We start from the raw sequence: 22,617 nt of genomic DNA, 5'->3' as shown, positions 1-22,617 counted from the left end.
GTGGCCGGTGCCGCGGGCGCCGGGGCGGCCTGGGCCGGGGTGGCGGGCGCGGCCGGAGCAGCGGCGGCAGGCGCGGCTGCCGCAGCCCCCGCGGCTGCGGTGGGAGCACCCTGAACAGGGTTGTCCGCCGTGCCGGTGGCACCCGGCTTGTAGTCGGCGAAGAAGTCCCACCAGGCACGGTCGACCGAATTGGGGTCCTGGAGGTACTGCTGATAGATCTCGTCGACAAGCCACTCATTGGCACCAAAGCCGGCCGCAGGGTTCTTGCCCTGCCCGTCTTGGTCGGTCGAGACGCTCGAATTACTGGGGGACTGAGACGACACGGCGGTAACCGCCCTCTTCCGCTTCACAAGGTGATGGACAGCGGAAATAAAGGCTACGCCTCCCTGGCCTGGACGTGCAGACCGGGCATGCCACAGTCGTGTAAGTCACACCGGAACCCTGGTTTCGGGGCGCGAAATGGCGGGAAACAAGCGTGGTTCCGCTTCTGTGCGAGCCCCTTCGGGTACGCGACAGCGCGACTGCGGCCCGCTGGACCGCACCCCGGAACGACGCCTTCTGCTGTAGACCACGCAGAACGACCGCTTCCGGTTCGAACTTTACGTCAACTTTGCTGCCGGGGGGTGCCCGGGAGGGTGACCTGGATCCGGCAGCCCCGGGCGGATTCGGCCACACCGATCCGGCCACCGTGAAGATCCACCGCCCAGCGGGCGATGGCGAGGCCGAGCCCCGTGCCGCCGTCGCTGCCAGGCCCGTGCGGTGAGGGCGCGGTGCCGCGGTTGAACCGTTCGAAGACCCGGTGCCACTCCGACTGCGGAATGCCGGGCCCCTCGTCCAGGACCTCCAGGTCGAGCGACTCGGGCTGCGGGCCGCGCCGGGCCCGCACCGTCACGCGGCCGTGCGGCGGGGAGTGCTTGACGGCGTTGTCGATGAGATTCGCCACGACCTGGTGCAGCCGCTCCGCGTCCGCGTGCGCGGTCAGCTCGGGCGGCGAGACGTCCAGGTGGAGGTGGACGTCGGCGCGCTGGTGGTTGCCCGAACCGGAGGACAGCTTGCGCTGGGCGGCCGCCAGGTTGGCCTCCTTGAGGACGCCCGAGAGGTAGGGCCACACCTCGAAGCGGTGGGCCCGCAGGGTCACCACGCCGTTGTCCAGGCGGGAGAGGTCGAGCAGCGTCTCGACCAGGCGGCCCAGGCGCTCGGTCTGCTTGAGGGCCGTGCGCATCGTCTCGGGGTCGGCGGCCGAGACGCCGTCCACCACGTTCTCCAGGACCGCCCGCAGCGCCGCGATGGGCGTGCGCAGCTCGTGCGAGACATTCGCCACGAGTTCCTTGCGGTGCCGGTCCACGGCCTCCAGGTCGTCGGCCATGCGGTTGATGGTGCCCGCGAGGTCGCCGAGCTCGTCGCGCCGGTCGGCGCCGCGCACCCGGCGCGTGTAGTCCCCGTGCGAGATGGCGCGGGCGACGGTGTTCATCTCGTCCAGCGGGGCGGTGAGCCCGTGCGCGACGAACTGGGTGATCAGCAGGGTCGCTATCACCGAGAAGACGGTGATGAAGCGCAGCTCGGTGCGGGTCTGCAGGGCCACCATGAGCAGTCCGGTGGTGATGAAGACGGAGACCACGACCAGCGTGCCGAGCTTCGTCTTGATCGATATGGAGACCGAGCGCAGCCCGGCCGTGATCCGGCCGCGCAGTCCTCGCCTGGCCCTGGCCCACCTGCCGCGTCTGGCCGGCTCGTCCCAGCCGGGCCGCTCGCCGCTGCCGCGCAGCTGCCGGGCCCGGTCTCCGGCCCGGCTCATGGCGCCGGGGTCTCCAGCGCGTAACCGACGCCGTGGACCGTACGGATGCGCTCGGCCCCGATCTTCCGGCGCAGCGCCTTGATGTGGCTGTCCACGGTCCGGGTGCCGGACGCGTCGGCCCAGTCCCACACCTCGGCGAGCAGCTGCTCGCGGGAGAGCACCGCGCGCGGCGTGTTCGCCAGGCAGCTCAGCAGGTCGAACTCGGTCGGCGTCAGGTGCACGTCCTCGCCGCGCACCCGGACCCGGCGCTGCGCGTGGTCGATCTCCAGCTCGCCGAGCCGGAGTATGCCCGTGCGCGGCGTGGTGGCGGCCAGCGCGGCCCGCTCCACCCGGCGCAGCAGGACGTGCACCCGGGCCGCCAGCTCGCGCATCGAGAACGGCTTGGTCATGTAGTCGTCCGCGCCGACGCCGAGCCCGACCAGCATGTCCGTCTCGTCGTCGCGGGCCGTCAGCATGAGGACCGGCACGGGTCGGCGGGCCTGGACCCGGCGGCAGACCTCCAGGCCGTCGAAGCCCGGCAGCATGATGTCGAGGACCATGAGGTCCGGCTGCCAGGCCTCGGCCGTGTCGACGGCGGCGGGGCCGTCGACGGCCGTCTGCACCTGGAAGCCCTCGGCCCGCAGCCGGGCCGCGATGGCGTCGACGATCGTCGTGTCGTCCTCGACGACCAGCACCCTGCGCTGGGCGCCGGGGGTCGCCGCGACGCCGTTGTGGCCGGTGTGTGTCTGCTCCATCGGTTGCCCCGCCCTGACTGTGCTCGCCCGGGGATCCGTGGGGTGATCCCCTGTGTCGGTCAGAGACTAGAGGCACTTTCCGTATCTCGGCTACGCAGGGCGAACGCCGAGATGGACCACGTCAGGGACGCCCCGGGCAACTAGCACCTCTCTGGTATTTACCCCGGTGAATCCGGCATTCCGGAGAGCCTGCTCAAAGGCGGGGGAGGGCTGCGCGGACCACACGGCGAGCACCCCGCCGGGGTTCAACCGCCGTACGCAGTGGGCGAGTCCGGCCGGTGAGTACAGTCCGCCGTTGCCCTCGGTGACGGTCCAGTCGGGCCCGTTGTCGATGTCGAGGCAGAGCGCGTCGAAGGTGTCTCGCGCGGTACGTACGTATTCGACCAGATCAGCAGGGATGATCCGCGTACGGGAATCGGACAGAGCCGGGCCGGAAATGGCGCCGAGCGGACCCGCGCGATGCCAGTCGATGATGGCCTCCTCCCTCTCCACCACGGTGATTTGGCCCCAGCGGGGGTCCCGCGCCGCATGTGCGAGGGAGAAACCGACGCCGAGACCGCCGATGAGAACGGAGGGTCGGCGGGCGCCTGGCGAAAGTGTGTCGTACGCCGCATCGACGAGCAGGCGCTCCGAGCGGCCGTCCGAAGTGTCCATGAGGAAGCACCCGTTGGCGATGATCTCGAAATGCGCCCCGCGCTGCCGCAGCACGACTTCCCCGTGGGGTCCCTGGCGCCGGTCGAGGGTGGCGATGTCGTCCATGCCGCAGAGGATGCCGCGTCCGGCGGCGCCGCGCACGCGAGTTGGCGGCGGGACGCTCGGGAGGCGTCAAAGGTTGTCCGGTGTGGCGCACGCCATAGACGGGGCAGGAGTCGTTCGCGGAAGGTGGGCCGTTGTAAGGACGTAGACGAGTACGGAACAGGGCACACGTAAACGGAACACGGCCGAAGAACGCGGGCGTGGCTTGGTTCGGGACGCGCGCGCCGCGACCCGGGGAAGGGGCCTCTCCCGGTGCACCCGCTCGAAACCCGCCGGTCCCCGGCCCCGGCGGTATCCCTGCCCGCCGCACCCGCGGGCACCGCGGCCACCGTGCCGGCCGGTCCCCTCGACGCGATACCTCCGCAGCGCCCGAGGCCCGAGCCCGAGGCGGTGCCCGCTCCCCGGGCCCCCGGTCTGCGCGGCGGGCTCGCCCGGGCCCGGCGGACCCTGCCGTCCCCGGCCGCGACGCCGTTCGCCTTCGGCTACGCCCTGCTGCTCCTGGCGACGTCCCTCTACGCCGACTACGGCGACCCGGACACGGTGGACGCGCTGCTCCAGGGGTCGAGCACCGATGTGGCCCACCTCTCCACGGCACCGGTCCCGACGATCTTCGCGAGCGCGCTGTGGATCGCGGGAGGGATCGCCTCCCCGTACGCGGTGGTGTTCATCTTCGTGCTGGCCGCGCTGGAGCGGCGCATCGGCGGCTGGCGCACGGCGGGCGTCTTCCTGCTCGGCCATGTCGTGGCGACGCTGGCGACCGAGATCCCGGTCGCGCTCTCGGTGCTGGCCGGCCATCTCCCCGAGAGCTCCCTGCACCGGCTCGACTACGGGATCAGCTTCGGCCTGATGGCCACGGTCGGCGCCCTGACCGGCCTGCTCGCGCCCCTCTTCCGCTGGACCACGCTGGCCGTGGTGGCCGTGCTCCTGGTGGACGATCTGCTGGACATGGTCGAGCCGCTGGCCGCCTGGGGGCACCCGATAGCCCTCCTGGTGGGCCTGGCCTGCTGGCCCGCGGTGCGCCGGGTGGGTCCCGGGGCGTCCCGCGGCTGAGCCGTCGCCGGGTGCTCAGTCCCGCGCGGGACTGAAGTACAGGCTCGCCATGGGGGCCCGCGTGTGCCAGCCCAGCGCGGTGTAGAGGGAGCGGCCCTGCGGGGTGCCCACCAGGATCCCCGTGGTGGCGCCCGCCTCGTGCGCCGTGTTCTGCAGGGTGCGCATGACCAGGCTGCCCAGGCCGCGGCGCTGGTGGCCGGGGGCGGTCTCGATCTGGTCGGCGACGGCCGTCGGGCCCGTCGGCGCGACCTGGCCGCGCGCGGCGAAGTGGCCCTCCACGGTGCGGACCAGGACCCGCGTGACACCGCCCCGGGTCCAGGAGGTGAGCGTGTACCCGGCCGGAACCGCGGGCTTCTCGGCGGTGAGCGGGAGCGTCATCAGGAAGCCCGGCTCGTCGAACTGCCAGCCCGCGCCGATCCAGGGCCGCACGGTGTCGTCGTCGGCGAACAGCTTCAGCCACGTCCCCGGCGCGCTCGTCGCGGCCACCAGCGCGCGGACGTCCGCCTCGGCGGGGGCGGGAAGCACATGGCGCGACACGTGGTTGACCTGTCCGGCGTCGATCGTCCAGCCCCACGGCCGGTCGATCGGGTCGGAGGTGCCGCGCGAAACGATCCAGCCTTCGATCCAGGCCCGCACGAGCGTCTGGACGGTGGATCGGTCGGGTGTCGTCACCGTGGTCGCGGTCATGGCCTGCCCCCAGAGCGGTAATAGATGTATCTCGTGGGAGCACCTTACATTCCGAGAGCCCTTCCGGTGATCGCTCAGAGCGAACACAGCTCGGGGAACATTCCTCGACTCACATGCATTGAGTCGGCATAGCTCAACTTGACTGCCGAAGGGGAGATCATGGCTACCGAGTCCACGGCGTACACACCGTCCAACCTGCCCGTGCTGCCGCTCGACGACGAGGTCGTGCTGCCCGGCATGGTCGTTCCGCTCGACCTGTCCGATGCCGAGGTGCGGGCCGCCGTCGAGGCCGCGCAGGCCGCCGCGCGGCCCGACGCGGGCAAGCCGCAGGTGCTGCTCGTGCCGCGCATCGACGGAACGTACGCGGGGACCGGTGTGCTCGGGACCGTCGAGCAGGTCGGACGGCTCTCCGACGGCGACCCGGGCGCCCTCATCCGGGGCCGCCACCGGGTGCGCATCGGGGCGGGCACCACCGGCCCCGGCGCCGCACTGTGGGTGGAGGGCACCCGGGTCGAGGAGACCCTGCCCGACCCGCTGCCCGGCCAGGTGACCGAGCTGGTCAAGGAGTACAAGGCGCTGGCCACCGACTGGCTGAAGAAGCGCGGCGCCTGGCAGGTCGTCGACCGGGTGCAGCAGATCGAGGGCGTCTCCGCGCTCGCCGACAACTCCGGCTACTCGCCGTTCCTCACCACCGCCCAGAAGGTCGAGCTGCTTGAGGCGAGCGACCCGGTGGCGCGCCTCAAGCTCGCCACCGAGCAGCTCCGCGAGCACCTCGCCGAGCAGGACGTCGCCGAGGCCATCGCCAAGGACGTCCAGGAGGGCGTCGACAAGCAGCAGCGCGAGTTCCTGCTGCGGCGCCAGCTCGACGCCGTGCGCAAGGAGCTGCGCGAGCTCAACGGCGACGGCGGCCAGGAGGACGAGAGCGACGACTACCGCGCCCGAGTCGAGGCCGCCGACCTGCCCGAGAAGGTCCGCGAGGCCGCCCTCAAGGAGGTCGACAAGCTGGAGCGGTCCAGCGACCAGTCGCCGGAGGGCTCCTGGATCCGCACCTGGCTCGACACCGTCCTCGAACTGCCCTGGAACGACACCACCGAGGACGTGTACGACATCCGCGGCGCGCGTGCGGTGCTCGACGCCGAGCACGCAGGACTGGACGACGTGAAGGAGCGCATCACCGAGTACCTGGCGGTCCGCAAGCGGCGTGCCGACCGGGGGCTCGGGGTCGTCGGCGGCCGCCGCGGCGGCGCCGTGCTCGCGCTCGTCGGCCCGCCCGGCGTCGGCAAGACCTCGCTCGGCGAGTCCGTGGCCCACGCCATGGGCCGCAAGTTCGTCCGCGTCGCGCTCGGCGGCGTCCGCGACGAGGCCGAGATCCGCGGCCACCGCCGCACCTACGTCGGCGCCCTGCCCGGCCGGATCGTCCGGGCCATCAAGGAGGCCGGGTCCATGAACCCGGTCGTGCTGCTCGACGAGATCGACAAGGTGGGCTCCGACTTCCGGGGCGACCCGGCGGCCGCGCTGCTCGAAGTCCTCGACCCGGCGCAGAACCACACCTTCCGCGACCACTACCTGGAGGTCGAGCTCGACCTGAGCGACGTGGTCTTCCTGGCCACCGCCAATGTCCTCGAAGCCATCCCGGAGGCCCTGCTCGACCGCATGGAGCTGGTCCGCCTCGACGGCTACACCGAGGACGAGAAGGTCGTCATCGCCCGGGACCACCTGCTGCCGCGCCAGCTGGAGCGGGCCGGTCTGGAATCCGGCGAGGTCCTCCTGGAGGACGCCGCGCTGCGCAAGCTCGCGGGGGAGTACACGCGGGAGGCGGGCGTACGGAACCTGGAGCGCTCGATCTCCCGGCTGCTCCGCAAGGTGGCCGCCCAGCACGAACTGGGGCAGCAGGAGCCGCCGTTCACCATCACGTCGGACGAGCTGCGGAGCCTCATCGGGCGCCCGCACCACGTGCCCGAGTCCGCCCAGGACCCGGCCGAGCGGCGCACCGCGGTGCCGGGCGTGGCCACCGGCCTCGCCGTCACCGGGGCCGGCGGCGACGTGCTCTTCGTCGAGGCCTCCCTCGCCGATCCCGAGACGGGGGCGGCGGGGCTGACCCTCACCGGCCAGCTCGGCGACGTGATGAAGGAGTCCGCACAGATCGCGCTGAGCTTCCTGCGCTCGCACGGGGCCGAACTGGAGCTCCCCGTGGGGGACTTGAAGGACCGGGGCGTGCACGTCCACTTCCCGGCGGGCGCGGTCCCCAAGGACGGCCCGAGCGCCGGTATCACCCTGGTCACCGCGCTGTCCTCGCTGCTGTCCGGACGGCAGGTCCGTACCGACGTGGCGATGACCGGCGAGGTGTCGCTGACCGGGCGGGTGCTGCCGATCGGCGGCGTGAAGCAGAAGCTGCTCGCCGCGCACCGGGCCGGGATCACGACCGTCGTGATCCCCAAGCGGAACGAGGCCGACCTGGACGACGTCCCGGCGGAGGTCCTGGAGAAGCTGGAGGTCCACCCCGTGACCGACGTGCGCCAGGTCCTGGAGATCGCGCTCTCCCCGGCGGAGGTCGCCGTCGCGGCGGCCGCGTGACGGCTCCGCCGCGCGCGGGGACGGAGGCCTGAGGGCCCCGTCCCCGCGCCCCTCTCAGGCCTGGGTGGCCCGCTCGTACAGCGAGCGGGCCTTCGCGTCGAAAAGGACCGCCGTCGACTCGACGTCCGTGTCGCCGCCGCTCAGCACCCCGATGATCCGGCCGAGCCGGTCCGGGCCCTGGTAGCCGACCAGCCAGGGGCTGCCGCTCGTGCCCTCCCAGAAGCCGCCGCAGTGCATCAGCAGCATGGCGGCGAGGTCCGGGTCGCGGTGCACGTCGGTGGTGCAGGCGATGGGGCGGTTCTGGGGGTTGTGGTCCTCCAGCGGATAGCCGACGACGGTCACCCGCTGGTCGGGGCCCGCGCCCCAGTCCGGCGTCGAGGCGCCGACCACGCTCTGCACGCTGCGGCCCTGGGCGTCCGGGTCGACGGTGAGGAAGGCGTAGTCCACCGAGTCGTCCTGGTCCGAGGTCCACCGGTCGTCGACCTGGACGGCCCGCACCTTCCACTTCCCGTACGGATAGCTGCCCTTGGCGGCGCCGGTGAAGCCGGGCGCGAACTCCAGCGTGCCGGAGCCGAAGTCATTGGTGCAGTGCGCGGCGGTGGCGATCACGTTGCCCCGCGGGCTGTCCACCACGCTCGCCGTGCAGAAGTGGCTGTCGCCGCTGACCAGGACGCCGACGGACGGGGTCCGCCCGGCGGGCACGGCGTCGCTCTGGGTGGCGGACCCCGGGGGCGGGGCGGCGCTCGGCGAGTTCTCCGGCTGCGGTGAGGAGGCCGCAGGGCCGCCGCATCCCGCGCCGCCGACCACGACGGCGGCCGCCAGGGCCACCGCCCGCCACACCGCTCCCAACCTGTGCATGCCCCCCATCCTTACTCATGCCGGCGGCGAGAGGGGTTCAGGTGTGCGAGGAGTGGTCCGTACGGGCAGGCGAAAGGGCCCCCGGCTACGCAGCGCCGGGGGCCCCGCTCGCGGAGGAGGACCTGGTCAGCCGTTGGCGAGCGCCTGGAGCCGGTCGTACGCCCCGTTGAACCGGGAGTGGTCGCCGACCGTCGGGCCCGACGAGGTGTACTGCCACATCGTGTAGTAGCCCCAGCCGGCCGGAAGGGTGCCTGGGTCGGTGTTGTAGCGGGCGATCCAGAGCGGGTCGGTGGAGCCGAAGGCCGCCGAGTTGCCGGTGCACTGGCTCCACCAGCTGGCCGCGGTGTAGATCACCGCGTCGCGCCCGGTGCGGGCCCGGTACTCGTTGACGAAGTCGCCGATCCAGCCGACCATCCCGGCCGCCGACTTGCCGTAGCAGGCGTCGCCGTACGGGTTCCACTCGATGTCGAGCGCGCCCGGCAGGGTCCGGCCGTCGCGCGACCAGCCGCCGCCGTGGTCCACGAAGTAGTCCGCCTGGGCGGCGCCGCTCGTCGTGTCCGGGGTCGCGAAGTGGTAGGAGCCGCGGATCATGCCGACGTTGTACGAGCCGTTGTACTGCTGGGCGAAGTAGGGGTTGGTGTAGTAGGTGCCTTCGGTGGCCTTGACGTAGGCCCACCGCACGCCGCTGTTCCACAGCGTGGACCAGGCGACGTTGCCGTTGTGGCTGCTGGTGTCGACGCCTTCGGTCTGGGTGGCGAGCGCGGCGCGCGCGTCACGGGGCGAGCCGCCCACCCCGTCGTGCGCGGCCACCCCCATGCCCAGGGTGGCGGAGCCGCGGGCGGGGGTGTCGGCGGCGCCCGACGTGCCGGTGAAGCCGAGGACGAGAGTGAGGGAGGAGAGGAGGATCCCGGCCGCGGTGAGGGGTCCGCGGCGGGCCGTTCCGGATCTGTGCACGGGCATTGCGTGCCTCCGAAAGGCTCGGTGGGGCTGGGGACTTGACGGCCTCGGGTCGACATGCCGACGCATCGCTGTGGACATGTCAGAGACGACGCTACGCACGTAGACCGCTGGCGCGAAAGAGGCTTCAGGTTATGCCGATGGTTCAGACCCTTGGTGGTGGCGACACGCTGCGGGAACAGCGTGGCCGGTAAGAAACTTTCATCCCGCGTTGGCCGTGGCGCCATGACGGCCTTCAGCCGGACCGGGCCCTCGGAGTGCCGGGCGCACGGCAGGCTGGGAAATACTGTCCCGTCACGACACACCTACGGCATGGGAGCCGATGTGCACGGTCCGGACCAGGAGTTCCTCGCGCTCGAACGCGAGCTGGCCGTCTTTCTGCGGCGGGCCAGGGCCTCGTCCGGCGAGATGGCCCGCGAGGTGCACCCCGATCTCGAACCGGCGGCGTACGGACTGCTGGTGCGGCTGGACGAGGCCGGGCCGCAGCGGGCGACCGAGCTCGCCGGGTTCTTCGGCGTGGGCAAGGCGACGATGAGCCGGCAGCTCCACGCCCTGGAGGACCTCGGCCTGGTGGCCCGCGAGCCCGACCCGGCGGACGGCCGGGCGTCCCTGGTACGCATCACGGCCGAGGGAACGGCACGGTTCGGCCGCGTACGCGACGCCCGCCGCGAGCGCTACGTCCGCAAACTGGCCAACTGGGACCGAGCGGAAATCTCCGAACTGGCCCGCCTGCTCCACCAACTGAACGCAGCCGCAGAAAGCTGACCGGCCCACCCGCCCCCGGGCCTGGGATGCAGGGGGCGCGCCCCCCGGCCGGGATCAGGGGCGCACCCCGAAAGCCCCTGCCTCGCGTCCGCGGGGGGGTTCGGGCCGGAGCCCCGAAAGCCTCTGCCTTTCACCTGCCGGGAACCCCCGCCGGGGTCTGGGGCGCAGCTCTGAAAGTCTGCCTCGCGTCCGCGGGGAACCTCCGCTGGGGGCCCGGGGGACGGAGTCCCCGCGGGGGGTTCGGGCCGGAGCCCCGAAAGCCTTTCCCTCTCACCCTCCGGGAACCCCCGCCGGGGGTGCAGGGGGCGAAGCCCTGTCGAGGTCCCGGGCTGAGTCCCGAAACCTCTGCCTCTCGCCTGCCGGGAACCCGCGCTGGGGGTCCGGGGGACGGAGCCCAGGGAAGTTCTCCCTCTCGCCCGCCGGGAACGCCCGCCGGGAACGCCCGCCGGGAACGCCCGCCGGGAACGCCCGCCGGGAACGCCCGCCGGGGGTGCAGGGGGCGGAGCCCCCGCCGGGGTTCGGGGCGGAGCCCCGGGAAGCACTCTTACCCTCCGCCCCCTTCACCCCCGGAGGGTCTCGGGGAGGGGCGGGGTGGGGGAACTACACCTCCACCAGCACCACCGTCGCGTCGTCATGCCGCTTCCCGCCCCCCAGAAACGCCCGCTCCGAATCCCCCGCCTCCAGCGCCCGCACCCGCTCGATCAACCCCTCCGGCCCCGCCTTGCGGACCAGCGCCACGCAGTCCGCCCACGAGCCCTCGCGGAACGTCTCGACCCACCGCGTCGCCCCGTCCGTCAGGGCGAGCACCGCACGCAGGGGAGCGAGCGGCTCGCGGCCGGTGACGGCGAGGGCGGCCACCGAGGGATCCGCCGCGGCCGTGAAGAAGCCGCCCGCCTTGTTGCGGACCAGGGAGTCGGCGACCGCGTCACTGACCAGGGACGCCCGCGGCACCCGGTCGAGGCGGTCGTCGAGGACCGCCCGCACGGTGCCGTCGGCACGGGCGAGCAGCAGCGCCGAGTCCGACAGGACGAGGTACTCAAGCTCCGCCTCGTCCCAACGCGCGAGCACCACCGTTGCCTGAGGCGTACGCGGGTGAGAAAGGTCACACGTGTCGCGATGGGCATCGGCGGTGCGCCGAATGGATTCGGCCAGGATCTCGGCCAGCGTCATATCCCGCCGTGAAGCCGACAGTTCGGTCAGCGCGCCACCGAGCCGCGCGGTGAACCACGGCACGTCGTGCACGCAGTCGCCGTTGCCGGGCGGCGGCGTCACGCCGTCGAGCACCACGAGCAGGCCACCCAGGCCCGAAGCGGGCAGCGCGGTGGCCGCCCAGTCCTCGTTGGGGCGGGCGGGGTCTCCGGGAACGGTGGCCAGCTGGATGCGCATGTCAGCCAGTCTGCACGACGCCTTCACGACGTCTCCATGGGCTCCGCAGGCCCTGCGGACGGCCCGTCAATTGGCCTGCACCAGTGGGCGAAACCCACGATCCCGGGAGGAATCAGCCACTCCGCCGAGCTGTGGGCGGGCATCCTGCCAAAGGCCGCGCGGAAGTTCCAACCGGGGGTGACCACGAGCGGTGCCGGGCATTCCGCGGGAGTTGATGGTCAACTCTGAAGTGATGTTCACTCGTTCAGGTGGCCGAGCAGTGACTACTCGTCATGACCAGTCGTCACCTTGGCTTCCTTGGTGGACTGGCAAACACGAGTGAAGATTGAGAGCACCGGTGCAGAACAAGCGGCCTCGGGGCAACGACGGCACACGCGCACAACGCACCGTCCGGGTGCGCAGTCGCCTGGTCGTCTCCGTCGCCGTCGTCTCCCTCGTCGTGCTCGGAGCCGGCGCGCCCACCCTGTTCGCGGCCTCCGCGGACCTCACGGACTCCCAGCACCTGGTCACCCTGGCCCAGCTGGACCAGCAGACGATCAGCCTCGCGCACGCGCTCGGCGACGAGCGGGACGGCGTCACGCAGTACGTCGCGGCCGGCCGGCCCAGCGGCAAGGAGGCGGCGCTCAAGGAACCGGCCGCCCGGGTCGATCGGCAGATCGACGAGCTGCGCGCCACCGCCCCGGCGGGCCTCGCGCGCGACCTCGCCACCGTGCCGGCCCTGCGCCGCACCGCGCTCACCGGCAAGGGCACGGCCCTGGAGGCGCAGAAGGCGTACTCCGACGTGATCGCCTCGCTGCTCGCCGTCGCCGACGAGCTCGCCGACCGCACACCCCCGCGCGCCGCCGACGCCGTCCGGGCGCCGGGTGCGCTCGGCCGGGCCGTCGAGCAGGCGTCGGCCACCCGGGGGCTGCTGCTCGGCGCGCTCTCGGTGCCGTCCGGTGGGACCTCCAAGGTGTACGACCCGGTCACCGGCAAGGTCGTACAGAAGGAGAAGGACGACAGTGACGCGGGGCGGGTGCGGGACGCGCTGAGCGCCGCCGCCCAACAGGCCCACGTGCGCGAGCAGTCCGCGCTCGCCGACTTCGACCAGGCCGCGGGCGCCGCCGCCCGCGACAAGGTCGCCGCCACCGTCACCGGCCCCGAGGTGGAGGCCGCCGACGGCTTCCTCACCCGCCTCACCGACCAGCCCCAGCTCAGCGCCGCCGAGCGCAAGTCCGACCCGAACGTGGTCGGTGCCGCGCTCTCCGCCCGGATCGACCGGATGCGCGGCGCCCAGGCGGCGCTGGCCACCTCCGAGGTCAAGCGGTTCGAGCAGCTGCGGGACGACGACGTGACCGCCCTGGAGATCCGGGTCGGGCTGATCGGCGCGCTGCTGCTGCTCGCCATCGGCGTCTCGGCCGCCACCGCCCGCAGCCTGACCCGCCCGCTCGCGGTACTGCGGCGCGGCTCCGCCCGCCTGGCCGGGGCGCCGGAGTCTCCCGAGAGCGCGGAGCCGGTGCGCTTCACCGGCCGCAACGACGAGTTCGCCGAGGTCGTACGGTCCCTCAACGAGCTGCACGGCAAGCTGGTCGAGCAGCACGCGCGGGCCGGTGAGCTCGGCGAGGACCTCGCCAAGCAGCGCGGCCGACTGGCCCGACTGGCCGCCGAGAAGGACGAACTGCGCGCCCATGTGCGGGAGTTGACCGCCCAGCTGGAGCGGGCCCAGGGCACCGTCAAGCACGCCTTCGTCAACCTGGGACTGCGCAGCCTCGGCCTGATCGAGCGCCAGCTCGCCGTCATCGAGGGCCTGGAGGAGCGCGAGCAGGACCCGGACCAGCTCGCCGTCCTCTTCAAGCTGGACCACCTCGCCACCGTCATCCGGCGCCACGGCGAGAACCTCCTGGTCCTGGCCGGTACCGAGCACCACCACAACCACCCGGGGCCGGTCCCGCTCGTCGATGTCATGCGGGCCGCGGTCAGCGAGATCGAGCGGTACGAGCGGGTCGTCATCCAGGCCCTGCCGCCGCACGCCCAGGTCGCGGGCTTCGCCGCCGACGACCTGAGCCACCTGGTCGCCGAACTCCTGGAGAACGCCACCTCCTTCTCCCCGCCGGACGCCCAGGTCGAGCTCTCCGGCTGGCAGCTGGAGGGCGGCGAGATCATGCTCTCGGTGCAGGACGCGGGCATCGGGGTGCCCCCGGAGCGGCGCGCCGAGCTGAACCGCCGGCTCGCCGACCCCGCCTCGTACGAACCCGGAGACCCCGGCGCCGAGACCGGCGGCCTCGGGCTGCACGTCTCGGCGCTGCTCGCGCAGCGGCACGGCGTGCGCATCGAGCTGCGCGAGCAGAAGCGGGGCGGCGTCGCGGCGGTCGTGGTGCTGCCCGAGGCGATCCTGCCGACCACCCCGCCGACGGCGGCGCCGCACGTGGTGCCGACGGCGGGCGACGCCCCGAGGTTCACGCTGCCGGGCGCCCTCGCCGAGGCCAACTCCAATGTGCTGCCGGAGCGTACGGAACGCTCCGGCGAGGTGGCCAGGCCCGCCCCCGCCGAACCGGCGGCACCGGCCGGGCCCGCGGCGGGCGTCGAGCCCGCCGGATCCGGCGAACTCCTCGTCGACGAGCCGACCTTCGAGATGCGCCTCCCGGAGCCCCGGCCCGCCGCGGCCGAGCCGCCCGGTGCGGAGCCCGAGCCGGAGCCCAAGACTGAGGCTCCCGCGCCCGGGGCACCCGAGCCCGTGCGGCGGGTCACGGACAAGGGGCTCCCCAAGCGCACTCCCAAAATCGTGCAGGCAGGACCGGCCAAGGCACAGGAGCGCAAGGGCGGCACCGACGCCGCCGAGGCGCTGCGGCGCAGGCTGGGAGGTTTCCAGCAGGGCGCCAAGGAAGGCCGCCGCGACGTGGCGGCGGAGCTTGACGAGACCCAACAGCAGGCAGACACGGACACGGGGGAGACAGTCGAGGAGGTACGCAGATGAGTGCGACCGGCACCGGAACCGGCAGGTCCGGCAGCGGCGCGTCCGGCACCGGCACGATCGGAGCGAGTACCGAGGCCCGCAACCTGCAGTGGCTGCTCGGGAACCTGGTCGAGGAGGTGCCAGGGCTCATCTCCGTAGCGGTCGTCTCCTCGGACGGGCTGCTGCTGCTCTCCTCCGACCCGGAGCTGCGCCCGAGCGCCACCGTTCCCCGGCAGGGCCCGCGCGGGTCCAGCGCCGACCTCGCCACCATCGTCTCCGGCATCGGCAGCCTCACCGTCGGGGCCGCCCGCCTCATGGACGGCGGCCCCGTCAAGCAGACGATGGTCGCGATGGAGGAGGGCAGCGTCTTCGTCATGGCCATCAGCGACGGCTCGCTGCTCGGCGTGCACGCCACCCCGGACTGCGACATGAGCGTGGTGGCCTACCACATGGCGCTCTTCGTGGGCCGCGCCGGACACGTCCTGACCCCCGAGGTGCGCAGTCAGCTGCGCCAGTCGATGGAGGCCGCCCGATGACCCCGCCCGCAGCGAAACCCGGTCGGCTCCCCGTGCGCGGCGCCGACCGGAAACCCGCCCGGGTCCGCCCGTACTCGCTGACCGGCGGCCGCACCCGCTTCGGCCACGTCCTGCTCGTCGAGACGTTCGTCGCCGCGATCGAGGCGCCCCCCGAGCGCAAGGAGCTCGGCGGCGGGACGCACCGGGTCATGCCCGAGATGCGGGCCATCGTGGAGATCTGCCGCGCCATGCGCACGGTCGCCGAGATCTCCGCGCTCCTGAAGATGCCGCTCGGCGTGGTGCGGGTGCTCCTCAGCGACCTGGCCGACCAGGGAAGAATTCGTGTGTACGGCACCGGGCACGGCCAGGGCCAGCCGAACCGCGCACTGCTCGAAAGGGTGCTGAGTGGACTCCGCCGCCTCTGAACTGCTCGTCCCGGACGAGGAGTTGATGCCCTGGCAGCAGGACCGCAGCCGGGCCCCCATCGCGACGAAGGTCGTGGTCGCGGGTGGTTTCGGGGTGGGCAAGACCACCTTCGTCTCGGCGGTCTCCGAGATCACCCCGCTCCAGACCGAGGCGGTGATGACCCAGGCCAGCGAGGCCACCGACGACCTGTCGGCGACCCCGGACAAGCTGACGACCACCGTCGCGATGGACTTCGGCCGCATCACCCTGGACGACGACCTCGTCCTGTACGTGTTCGGCACCCCGGGCCAGCAGCGGTTCTGGTTCATGTGGGACGACATCGTGCGCGGCGCGATCGGCGCGATCGTGCTCGCCGACACCCGGCGCCTTTCGGACTGCTTCCCCGCGCTCGACTACTTCGAGAGCTGCGGGCTCCCGTACATCGTGGCCGTCAACCACTTCGAGGGCACCGAGTCCTTCGAGGCCGAGGACGTGCGCGAGGCGCTCACGGTGCCGCCGCACATCCCGGTGGTGATCATGGACGCCCGCAACCGGGTCTCCGTGATCGAGTCCCTCCTCGGCCTCGTGGCGCACGCGCTGGAAGCCTGCCCCGAATAGACCCCGCCCCCCACGGCACGTTACGCACTCAACGGAGAACATCCGCATGCGGAGAATACTGATAGTCGGAGCCGGCCAGTCCGGTCTCCAGCTGGCCCTCGGACTGCAGGCGCAGGGCTACGAGGTCACCCTGATGTCGAACCGCACGGCGGACGAGATCCGGTCCGGCCGGGTCATGTCCACGCAGTGCATGTTCCACACCGCGCTCCAGCACGAGCGTGACCTGGCGCTGAACTTCTGGGAGTCCCAGGCCCCGCTGATCGAGGGCGTGGGCGTCTCGGTCGCGGCCCCCGACGCCTCCCGCGCCGTCGACTGGGTGGGCAGGCTGGACGGCTACGCGCAGTCCGTGGACCAGCGGGTCAAGATGGCCGGCTGGATGGAGACCTTCGCCCAGCGCGGCGGACAGCTGGTCATCCACGGCGCCGCGGTCTCCGACCTGGACTTCTTCGCCCGCACCTACGACCTGGTCCTGGTCTCCGCGGGCAAGGGCGAGCTGGTCTCGATGTTCGGCCGCGACGCCTCGCGCTCCCCCTACGCCGAGCCGCAGCGCGCGCTCGCCGTCTCCTATGTGCACGGCCTCGGCCCGCGCCCCGAGCACCCCGAGTTCGACGCCGTGCGCTGCAACCTGGTGCCCGGCGTGGGCGAGCTGTTCGTGATGCCGACCCTGACCACCTCGGGCCGCGCGGACATCCTGTTCTGGGAGGGCGTCCCCGGCGGCCCGGTCGACGTGTTCAACGGTGTGACGGACCCCGCCGAGCACCTGGCGCTCACCCTGGAACTGATGGAGAAGTTCCTGCCCTGGGAGTACGCGCGGGCCACCAAGGTGGAGCTGACCGACGCGGGCGGCACCCTCGCGGGCCGCTACGCGCCCACCGTCCGCAACCCGATCGGGCGGCTGCCCGGCGGCGGCCTGGTGCTGGGCGTCGCGGACGTGGTCGTGGCGAACGACCCGATCACCGGCCAGGGCTCCAACTCGGCGGCCAAGTGCGCGGCTTCGTACCTCTCCTCGATCGTCGAGCACGGCGAGGCGGAGTTCGACGAGGCGTGGATGCGCTCGGCCTTCGACCGCTACTGGGACACCGCCCAGCACGTGACGAAGTGGACCAACGCCATGCTGGGGGTGCCCCCGGAGCACGTCCTGAACCTGATCGGCGCGGCCGGACAGCTCCAGCCGGCCGCCGACCGCTTCGCCAACGGCTTCAACGACCCGGCCGACTTCGAGAACTTCTTCTACGAGCCCGAGAAGACGGCCGCCTACCTCGCCGGACTGACCGGCTCCCAGGGCTAGTTGGCGCCCGACTCCTGCGAGTTCCCCGTGTCCACCCCCACCGTCGCGCCCTCCGGGAGCTTCGGGGGGTGGTACGCGGACAGCGGGGTCAGCGGGGCCGCCGCCGGGTCCGGGCGGACCGCGCCCAGCAGGGGGTTCGCGGCGATGGGCGAGACCTTGACGCGGGCGCCGGGCCGGGGCGCCTGCACCACCAGGCCGTCGCCCAGGTACATCGCCACATGGGTGGCCTTGGGGAAGTACACGACCAGGTCGCCGGGGCGCAGCGAGGACAGCGGCACGCGGGGCAGCTCCGCCCACTGCTCCTGGCTGGTGCGCGGGATGGCGCGGCCCGCGTGCGCCCACGCCTGTGAGGTCAGCCCCGAGCAGTCGTAGGACTCGGGGCCCTCGGCGCCCCACACGTACGGCTTGCCGATCTGGTCGACGGCGTAGGTGAGCGCCCGGTCGCCCTCCCGCGAGGGAGCGCGGCTCCCGCTCAGCGCGCCCGAGGCGAGCAGGCTCTGCTGCGCCCGTTCGGTGCCCTGCTCTTCCAGGCGGGTGAGTTCGGCCAGCTCGTCGGGGGAGAGGCCGGCCAAGAGCTTCTCCACCTCCTTGAGGCGCAGCTCGACCTCGTCCTTCGCCTGCTGCTGCTGTCGGGCGAGTGCCTGCTGCTCTTCGAGCGCCTGGCGCGAAGCCCGCGCGAGATCGGCGGCCTGCCGTTCGCCGCGCGCCAGCCGGTTCAGTGCCGCCTGCCGCTCACCGGCGGCGCGGTCCAGGACGTGGCGCTGGTCGAGCGCGCTCTGCGGGTCCCGGGCCAGCAACAGCCGCAGATAGGGGGAGAGTTCGCTGCGGCCCTGGTACTGCTCGCGGGCCAGCCGCCCGGCGTCGCGGCGGCTGGCGGCGAGGGCGGTGCGGGCCTTGCCCAGCGAGGCGGCCAGCTTCTTCTCCTCCGCCTCGCGCCGCTTCAGCTCCCCGTCGGTGGTCTTGTACGCCTCGGTCGCCTCCTCCGTCTGCCGGTACAGCGTCTGGAGCTGGGTGAGCAGCGCCCTGGCCGAGGCCTCGGGCGGCTGGGCGGGCAGGACGGACGAGGATTCGCCGGGCGGCTGGGGTGCGGCCATCACCGGCCGGCCCGCCACGGCCGTCACCAGGGCCGCGGCGACGGCCACCGCGCACGCCCGGCGCACGCGAGCTGACATGTGCTCACCTCCGGTACGGAGTCGGTCCTTCCGGCCCCATCGGATCGTGGCACGCGCCCGGGCGACATTCGCCGCGGGAGAAGTGAACGGGGTATTCGGCTCACTCGTGCGGCGGCAGCCCGGTGCGGGGGCTTGCGCCGCCGCTCTTCCTCGTCCATGGCCAGCGGCGCGGCTCGCGGCCCTCGGGCACGTAGGTGTACTTCCAGCCGCGCGGCAGGCCGAGCCGCTTGGTGTGGCCGGCGGGCTCCAGACGGTAGGCGTACACCGTCGCCGGGCCGCCGTCCGCGTCCGGCACGGGCACCTCGTACCACTGCGGCGGCTTGCCGGTCGGGCCGGTCAGCACCGGCAGGACGCGCCCGTCGAGGGGGCCGCCCACAAAGAGGGTGTTCTCGCTTCGCACCCCCCAAGTCTCACAGCAGGTGGCCCGCCTCGCTCACCACGGGTATCACCCGGCGGGCCAGCACCCCGGCCGGGCCCTCGACGGGCTCGTGGGCCAGTGCCCCGCGCACCACGGCCGCGGTCTGCTCGTCGGTGGCGGCGGTGGCGGTGAGCAGCGCCACCAGGTGGTCCACCAGCCAGTCGCGCAGCTCGGGCAGGGCGGGCTGCTTGTCCTCGTCCAGCCAGATGAGGGAGGCCGCCTCCACCGCCGCTATCCAGGTGCGCACCATCATCCGCAGCCGTGGGCCCGGCTGCTCGACCCGCAGGTGGACCAGGATCTGCTCGGCCGCGGCCCGCCGCACCTCGTCGACGATCGCCGTCGTACGCGACGTCTCGGCCACGCTGCCGCCCTGGAGCAGCGCCGAGAACCCCGCGTCGTGCTCGTCCACGAAGGCGAGGTAGCGGTCCAGGGCCCGGGTGAGCCGCCGGGTGAGCGGGCCGCTCTGCGCCTCGGCGAAGCACAGCTCCAGCTCGTCGGCGGCCGAGCGCAGCGCCGCCTCGTACAACTGCTGCTTGCCGCCCGGGAAGTAGCGGTACACCAGCGGCCGCGAGACCCCGGCGGCCTCGGCCACGTCGTCGACCGATACGTCCTCCGGCGCCCGGTGCGCGAAGAGCGACAGCGCCGCGCCGAGGAGCTGGGTGCGGCGCTCCTCGACGCTGAGCCTGCGGTACGCGGGGGTGGCGGCGGGTGAGGTCATACAGGCAGCGTAATCCCCAGGTCCGGGGTTTACGCCAGGAGTCCGGAGCTCTTCCACAGCCGTCGGCTCACGCCGTTCAACACGCCTATGTCGTCGAGGAATTCGGTCAGGCGGCCCGCGCCGCTCTGCATGACCTCGCGGCGGTGGCCGCTCGCCTTCACCTGGGCCACGGCCTCGCGGCGGTCCAGGCCGACGTTCTCGTACACCTGCGGGTTGACGAAGCAGGTGGCGAAGACGCGGGCCGCCTCGCCGCAGCTGAGCCGCGTCAACTCCCGCTCCCAGCGCGGCGCCGACACCATCTGGCGGCGCAACTCCTCGCGGGCGTACCGGACATGGCGGGCCTCCTCGACCACGTGGATGCGGGTCACGCCGCGCACGATGGTCTGGACGCGCTCGTCCGGGAAGGTCAGGCGCTGCATCCAGTCGAGGATCTCCTCGCCGAGCAGGGTGGCGGCGAAGGAGCCGGGGGTGGTCGAGATGGTCTTCAGGACGCGGGCGAGGTTGTGGTAGACGCGCGGCACCTGGTACGTCGGCGCCCCGCCCTTCTTGATCATGCGGGCGAACATCATCGAGTGGCGGCACTCGTCGGCGATCTCGGTGAGTGCGTAGCGGACGTGGTTGCTGGTGAGGGACTTGTCGTAGATGTGCCGCACGAGGAGCTGCATCAGGATGATCTCGAACCAGATGCCGAGCGAGGCGAGCGAGGCGGCCTCGTGGCGGGCCAGCTCCATGCGCTGGTCCTCGGACATCTTCCGCCACAGCGGGGTGTCGTACAGGGAGAGCAGCTCCGGCGGCCAGAACCACTTCCCGTCCTCGACGGGAGCGTCCCAGTCCAGCTCCCTGTCGGGGTCGAAGGAGTGCTTGGCGGACGATTCGAGCAGCCGCTCGGCGACCTGCTCGCGGTCCCTGAGCAGGCCGAGTGCGTCGCGGAGCGCATCGCGTTCGGTCACGGTGGTCATGGCTGGGGGCACCTCGTGGCTGGGTTACCTGCGGTCGCCTCTTATGAGACTGCTTGTCAGCAAGCCCGTCAATCCCTTGCGCGCGACTTGTTGACCCCGCGTCTACCACCGTGTGAACCTGCCAACTGCACAGCAGTGTGCAGAAGTTCAGCCGATGGACCATGCCGTCCGCGAGGCGAAGGAGCCGCACGTGTCGACGCACGACCTCTATGTGAAGGCCCCCCGAGAACCCCTGTGGCAGGTGCCGGCCTCCGGCGCCGCCCGCTTCAACTGGGACTACGACGACGGGCGCGACCGGCTGCTCGCCCTCTACCAGAAGGGCAAGGACAAGCAGTGGGACGGCGCCAAGCGCATCGACTGGGACCTGGAGGTCGACCCCTACGACCCGCTGGGCACCCCGGACGAGGCGATGACGCTGTTCGGCACCCCGTACTGGGCCAAGATGACCGACCGCGACAAGGGTGAGCTGCGCAAGCACTACACCTCGTGGCAGTTCAGCCAGTTCCTGCACGGCGAGCAGGGCGCGATGATCTGCGCGGCCCGCATCGTGGAGTCCGTGCCCGACCTGGACGCGAAGTTCTACTCGGCGACGCAGACCATGGACGAGGCCCGGCACGCCGAGATCTACGGCCGCTTCCTGCACGAGAAGCTGGGCATGCTCTACCCGATCAACGACAACCTCCAGGCGCTGCTCGGCGACACCCTGCGCGACTCCCGCTGGGACATGCCCTACCTCGGCATGCAGGTCCTGATCGAGGGCCTGGCGCTCGCCGCCTTCGGCATGATCAGGGACACCACGGACAAGCCGCTGCCCAAGCAGATCCTGGCGTACGTCATGCAGGACGAGGCCCGCCACGTGGCCTTCGGCCGGATGGCGCTGCGCGACTACTACACCCAGCTGTCCGACGCGGAGCTGCGTGAGCGCGAGGAATTCGTCATCGAGGGCTGCTATCTGATGCGCGACCGGCTGCGCGGGGTCGAGGTCCTGGAGAACTTCGGCATCCCGAAGAAGGAGGCCGAGGCGCTGAGCGAGGAGAGCGAGTTCCTGCACCTGTTCAGGAAGCTGCTCTTCAGCCGCATCGTGCCGTGCGTGAAGGACATCGGCCTGTGGGGCGAGCGCCTCCAGAAGGCATACGTCGACATGGGCGTCTTCGACCTCGGCGACTCCAACCTGGACCTCCTCATGACCCAGGACGAGGAGATCGCCGAGCAGCTGGACCAGGAGCGGTTCGCGGCGGAGGAGGCGGCGCGGGTGGCCGAGGTGGAGGGGGCGATCGAGGAGGGCGCCTCGTCCTGACACCGTCCGGTGCCGGTCGCGCCGCCCGAGTCGTCAACGGCGCGACCGGCGTGCACTCTTTCGTGCGGCACCTCCGGATTGCCGCTGGGTAGGCTGGCAGTGCGAGACGGACTCCGTCGCATGGGAGCAATCATGAGCGCCGCACGCGAGTACGCGCTGGACGACGACCACCGGTGGGCGCGCCCGCCAGTGGGCGGCTGGACGGCGGACGACCTGGACCGGCTTCCGAATCTCCCTCCGCACACGGAGCTGATCGACGGGAGCCTCGTCTTCATGAGTCCGCAGACCCGGTTTCACATGCGTGCAATGCGTCTCTTGGAGAACGCGCTAGTGGCGCAGGCGCCGGAGCACCTGGAGGCTGTCCGCGAGATGACCATCAAGATGGACCCGCGCAACCGTCCCGAGCCGGACGTCCTTGTTGTGTCCGCGGACGCGGACACCGGCCCCCGCCAGACCTGGTTCAAGCCGGAGGACGTACTCCTCGCCGTCGAGGTCGTGTCCGATGACTCTGTGGACCGGGACCGAGAGGTCAAGCCCCTCAAATACGCTCGGGCCGGGGTCCCGCACTACTGGCGGGTCGAGGAAAACGACGGACTGCCCGTCGTGTACGTCTTCGAGCTGGACCCGGGCACCCACGCGTACGGCCCAGTCGGAATCTTCCACAAGGAACTCAAGGTCGACCTCCCCTTCCCCATCGAGATCGACCTGACCGCACTGGACCGCCGCCGCTGAC

Annotated in this window: 22 protein-coding genes; 10 read left to right on the top strand and 12 right to left on the bottom strand. The window is 72.2% G+C overall.

All coding sequences use genetic code 11. The features are described 5' to 3' along the window. The 4 genes from DT019_RS37190 to DT019_RS37170 all read right to left on the bottom strand — a co-directional run. Nucleotides 1–323 (bottom strand): 2-oxoglutarate dehydrogenase E1 subunit family protein (locus DT019_RS37190; protein WP_147267403.1); only part of this gene is annotated, 323 nt, incomplete at its 3' end. Nucleotides 324–604: 281 nt separating this feature from the next. Then, on the bottom strand, nucleotides 605–1,795 hold the full coding sequence (locus DT019_RS37180; protein WP_223279957.1) for a sensor histidine kinase: 1,191 nt from the start codon (nucleotides 1,793–1,795) through the stop codon (nucleotides 605–607). Next, entirely contained in the window at nucleotides 1,792–2,529 is a 738-nt protein-coding gene (locus tag DT019_RS37175) for a response regulator transcription factor (RefSeq protein WP_053730675.1), read from the bottom strand. The genes DT019_RS37180 and DT019_RS37175 overlap by 4 nt, the downstream gene beginning before the upstream one ends. Nucleotides 2,530–2,619: 90 nt before the next feature. Continuing rightward, the gene (locus DT019_RS37170) at nucleotides 2,620–3,288 is read right to left on the bottom strand and encodes a spermidine synthase (protein WP_114041418.1); all 669 of its coding nucleotides are present in this window, start codon (nucleotides 3,286–3,288) and stop codon (nucleotides 2,620–2,622) included. A 249-nt stretch (nucleotides 3,289–3,537) separates the two neighbouring features. Here DT019_RS37170 and DT019_RS37165 point away from each other — a divergent pair, with 249 nt between their 5' ends. Next, on the top strand, nucleotides 3,538–4,335 hold the full coding sequence (locus DT019_RS37165; protein WP_223279956.1) for a rhomboid-like protein: 798 nt from the start codon (nucleotides 3,538–3,540) through the stop codon (nucleotides 4,333–4,335). A gap of 15 nt (nucleotides 4,336–4,350) precedes the next feature. On the opposite strand, the gene DT019_RS37160 is transcribed toward DT019_RS37165, so the two are convergent. Continuing rightward, entirely contained in the window at nucleotides 4,351–5,022 is a 672-nt protein-coding gene (locus DT019_RS37160; RefSeq protein WP_114041417.1) for a GNAT family N-acetyltransferase, read from the bottom strand. Nucleotides 5,023–5,181: 159 nt separating this feature from the next. Between DT019_RS37160 and lon the strand changes: the two genes are divergently transcribed. Then, entirely contained in the window at nucleotides 5,182–7,596 is a 2,415-nt protein-coding gene (lon, locus tag DT019_RS37155) for an endopeptidase La (RefSeq protein ID WP_114041416.1), read from the top strand. 54 nt (nucleotides 7,597–7,650) lie between these two features. Here lon and DT019_RS37150 read toward each other — a convergent pair whose 3' ends face one another. Continuing rightward, nucleotides 7,651–8,454 carry a trypsin-like serine peptidase gene (locus DT019_RS37150; protein WP_114041415.1) on the bottom strand — a complete coding sequence of 268 codons (804 nt, stop codon included), beginning with the start codon at nucleotides 8,452–8,454 and terminating at the stop codon, nucleotides 7,651–7,653. 126 nt (nucleotides 8,455–8,580) lie between these two features. Next, entirely contained in the window at nucleotides 8,581–9,414 is an 834-nt protein-coding gene (locus DT019_RS37145) for a lysozyme (protein ID WP_114041414.1), read from the bottom strand. 309 nt (nucleotides 9,415–9,723) lie between these two features. Between DT019_RS37145 and DT019_RS37140 the strand changes: the two genes are divergently transcribed. Further along, a complete protein-coding gene (locus DT019_RS37140; protein WP_114041413.1) occupies nucleotides 9,724–10,176 on the top strand; it encodes a MarR family winged helix-turn-helix transcriptional regulator in 453 nt (150 codons plus the stop codon). A 600-nt stretch (nucleotides 10,177–10,776) separates the two neighbouring features. On the opposite strand, the gene DT019_RS37135 is transcribed toward DT019_RS37140, so the two are convergent. Next, on the bottom strand, nucleotides 10,777–11,562 hold the full coding sequence (locus DT019_RS37135; RefSeq protein ID WP_114041412.1) for a protein phosphatase 2C domain-containing protein: 786 nt from the start codon (nucleotides 11,560–11,562) through the stop codon (nucleotides 10,777–10,779). Between the two features lie 337 nt (nucleotides 11,563–11,899). On the opposite strand from DT019_RS37135, the gene DT019_RS37130 reads away from it, so the two are divergent. The 5 genes from DT019_RS37130 to DT019_RS37110 are packed head-to-tail and all read left to right on the top strand — an operon-like array spanning nucleotide 11,900 to nucleotide 17,320. Then, nucleotides 11,900–14,515, top strand: a complete 2,616-nt coding sequence (locus tag DT019_RS37130; RefSeq protein WP_411292771.1) for a nitrate- and nitrite sensing domain-containing protein — start codon at nucleotides 11,900–11,902, stop codon at nucleotides 14,513–14,515. Beyond that, a complete protein-coding gene (locus DT019_RS37125) occupies nucleotides 14,512–15,030 on the top strand; it encodes a roadblock/LC7 domain-containing protein (protein WP_114041410.1) in 519 nt (172 codons plus the stop codon). The genes DT019_RS37130 and DT019_RS37125 overlap by 4 nt, the downstream gene beginning before the upstream one ends. Further along, nucleotides 15,027–15,434, top strand: a complete 408-nt coding sequence (locus DT019_RS37120) for a DUF742 domain-containing protein (RefSeq protein WP_114041409.1) — start codon at nucleotides 15,027–15,029, stop codon at nucleotides 15,432–15,434. Before DT019_RS37125 ends, DT019_RS37120 begins: the two co-directional genes overlap by 4 nt. Further along, a complete protein-coding gene (locus DT019_RS37115) occupies nucleotides 15,415–16,032 on the top strand; it encodes a GTP-binding protein (protein WP_411292770.1) in 618 nt (205 codons plus the stop codon). Before DT019_RS37120 ends, DT019_RS37115 begins: the two co-directional genes overlap by 20 nt. Nucleotides 16,033–16,078: 46 nt before the next feature. Next, nucleotides 16,079–17,320: a styrene monooxygenase/indole monooxygenase family protein gene (locus DT019_RS37110; protein WP_114041408.1), complete on the top strand. Its 1,242-nt coding sequence runs from the start codon at nucleotides 16,079–16,081 to the stop codon at nucleotides 17,318–17,320. On the opposite strand, the gene DT019_RS37105 is transcribed toward DT019_RS37110, so the two are convergent. The 4 genes from DT019_RS37105 to DT019_RS37090 form a co-directional block, all read right to left on the bottom strand. After that, on the bottom strand, nucleotides 17,317–18,492 hold the full coding sequence (locus DT019_RS37105; protein WP_114041407.1) for a C40 family peptidase: 1,176 nt from the start codon (nucleotides 18,490–18,492) through the stop codon (nucleotides 17,317–17,319). The two genes, DT019_RS37110 and DT019_RS37105, sit on opposite strands and share 4 nt — an antisense overlap. Nucleotides 18,493–18,592: 100 nt before the next feature. Then, on the bottom strand, nucleotides 18,593–18,892 hold the full coding sequence (locus DT019_RS37100; RefSeq protein ID WP_114041406.1) for a hypothetical protein: 300 nt from the start codon (nucleotides 18,890–18,892) through the stop codon (nucleotides 18,593–18,595). Between the two features lie 10 nt (nucleotides 18,893–18,902). Beyond that, nucleotides 18,903–19,628, bottom strand: coding sequence for a TetR/AcrR family transcriptional regulator (locus DT019_RS37095; RefSeq protein WP_114041405.1), 726 nt, complete (start codon nucleotides 19,626–19,628; stop codon nucleotides 18,903–18,905). A gap of 29 nt (nucleotides 19,629–19,657) precedes the next feature. Then, complete coding sequence (locus tag DT019_RS37090) at nucleotides 19,658–20,587, bottom strand: AurF N-oxygenase family protein (RefSeq protein WP_114041404.1); 930 nt, start codon at nucleotides 20,585–20,587, stop codon at nucleotides 19,658–19,660. Nucleotides 20,588–20,777: 190 nt separating this feature from the next. Between DT019_RS37090 and DT019_RS37085 the strand changes: the two genes are divergently transcribed. Continuing rightward, nucleotides 20,778–21,884, top strand: coding sequence for a ferritin-like domain-containing protein (locus DT019_RS37085; RefSeq protein WP_114041422.1), 1,107 nt, complete (start codon nucleotides 20,778–20,780; stop codon nucleotides 21,882–21,884). A 132-nt stretch (nucleotides 21,885–22,016) separates the two neighbouring features. After that, nucleotides 22,017–22,616 (top strand): Uma2 family endonuclease, encoded by a 600-nt coding sequence (locus DT019_RS37080; protein ID WP_114041403.1) that lies wholly within the window; start codon nucleotides 22,017–22,019, stop codon nucleotides 22,614–22,616. The last annotated feature ends 1 nt before the right edge of the window (nucleotide 22,617 follow it).

The organism is Streptomyces sp. SDr-06 (assembly GCF_003324565.1).
Classification (GTDB): domain Bacteria; phylum Actinomycetota; class Actinomycetes; order Streptomycetales; family Streptomycetaceae; genus Streptomyces.
The sequence above is the reverse complement of the archived record's forward strand: the minus strand, read 5'-3'. Positions and strand labels throughout refer to the sequence as shown.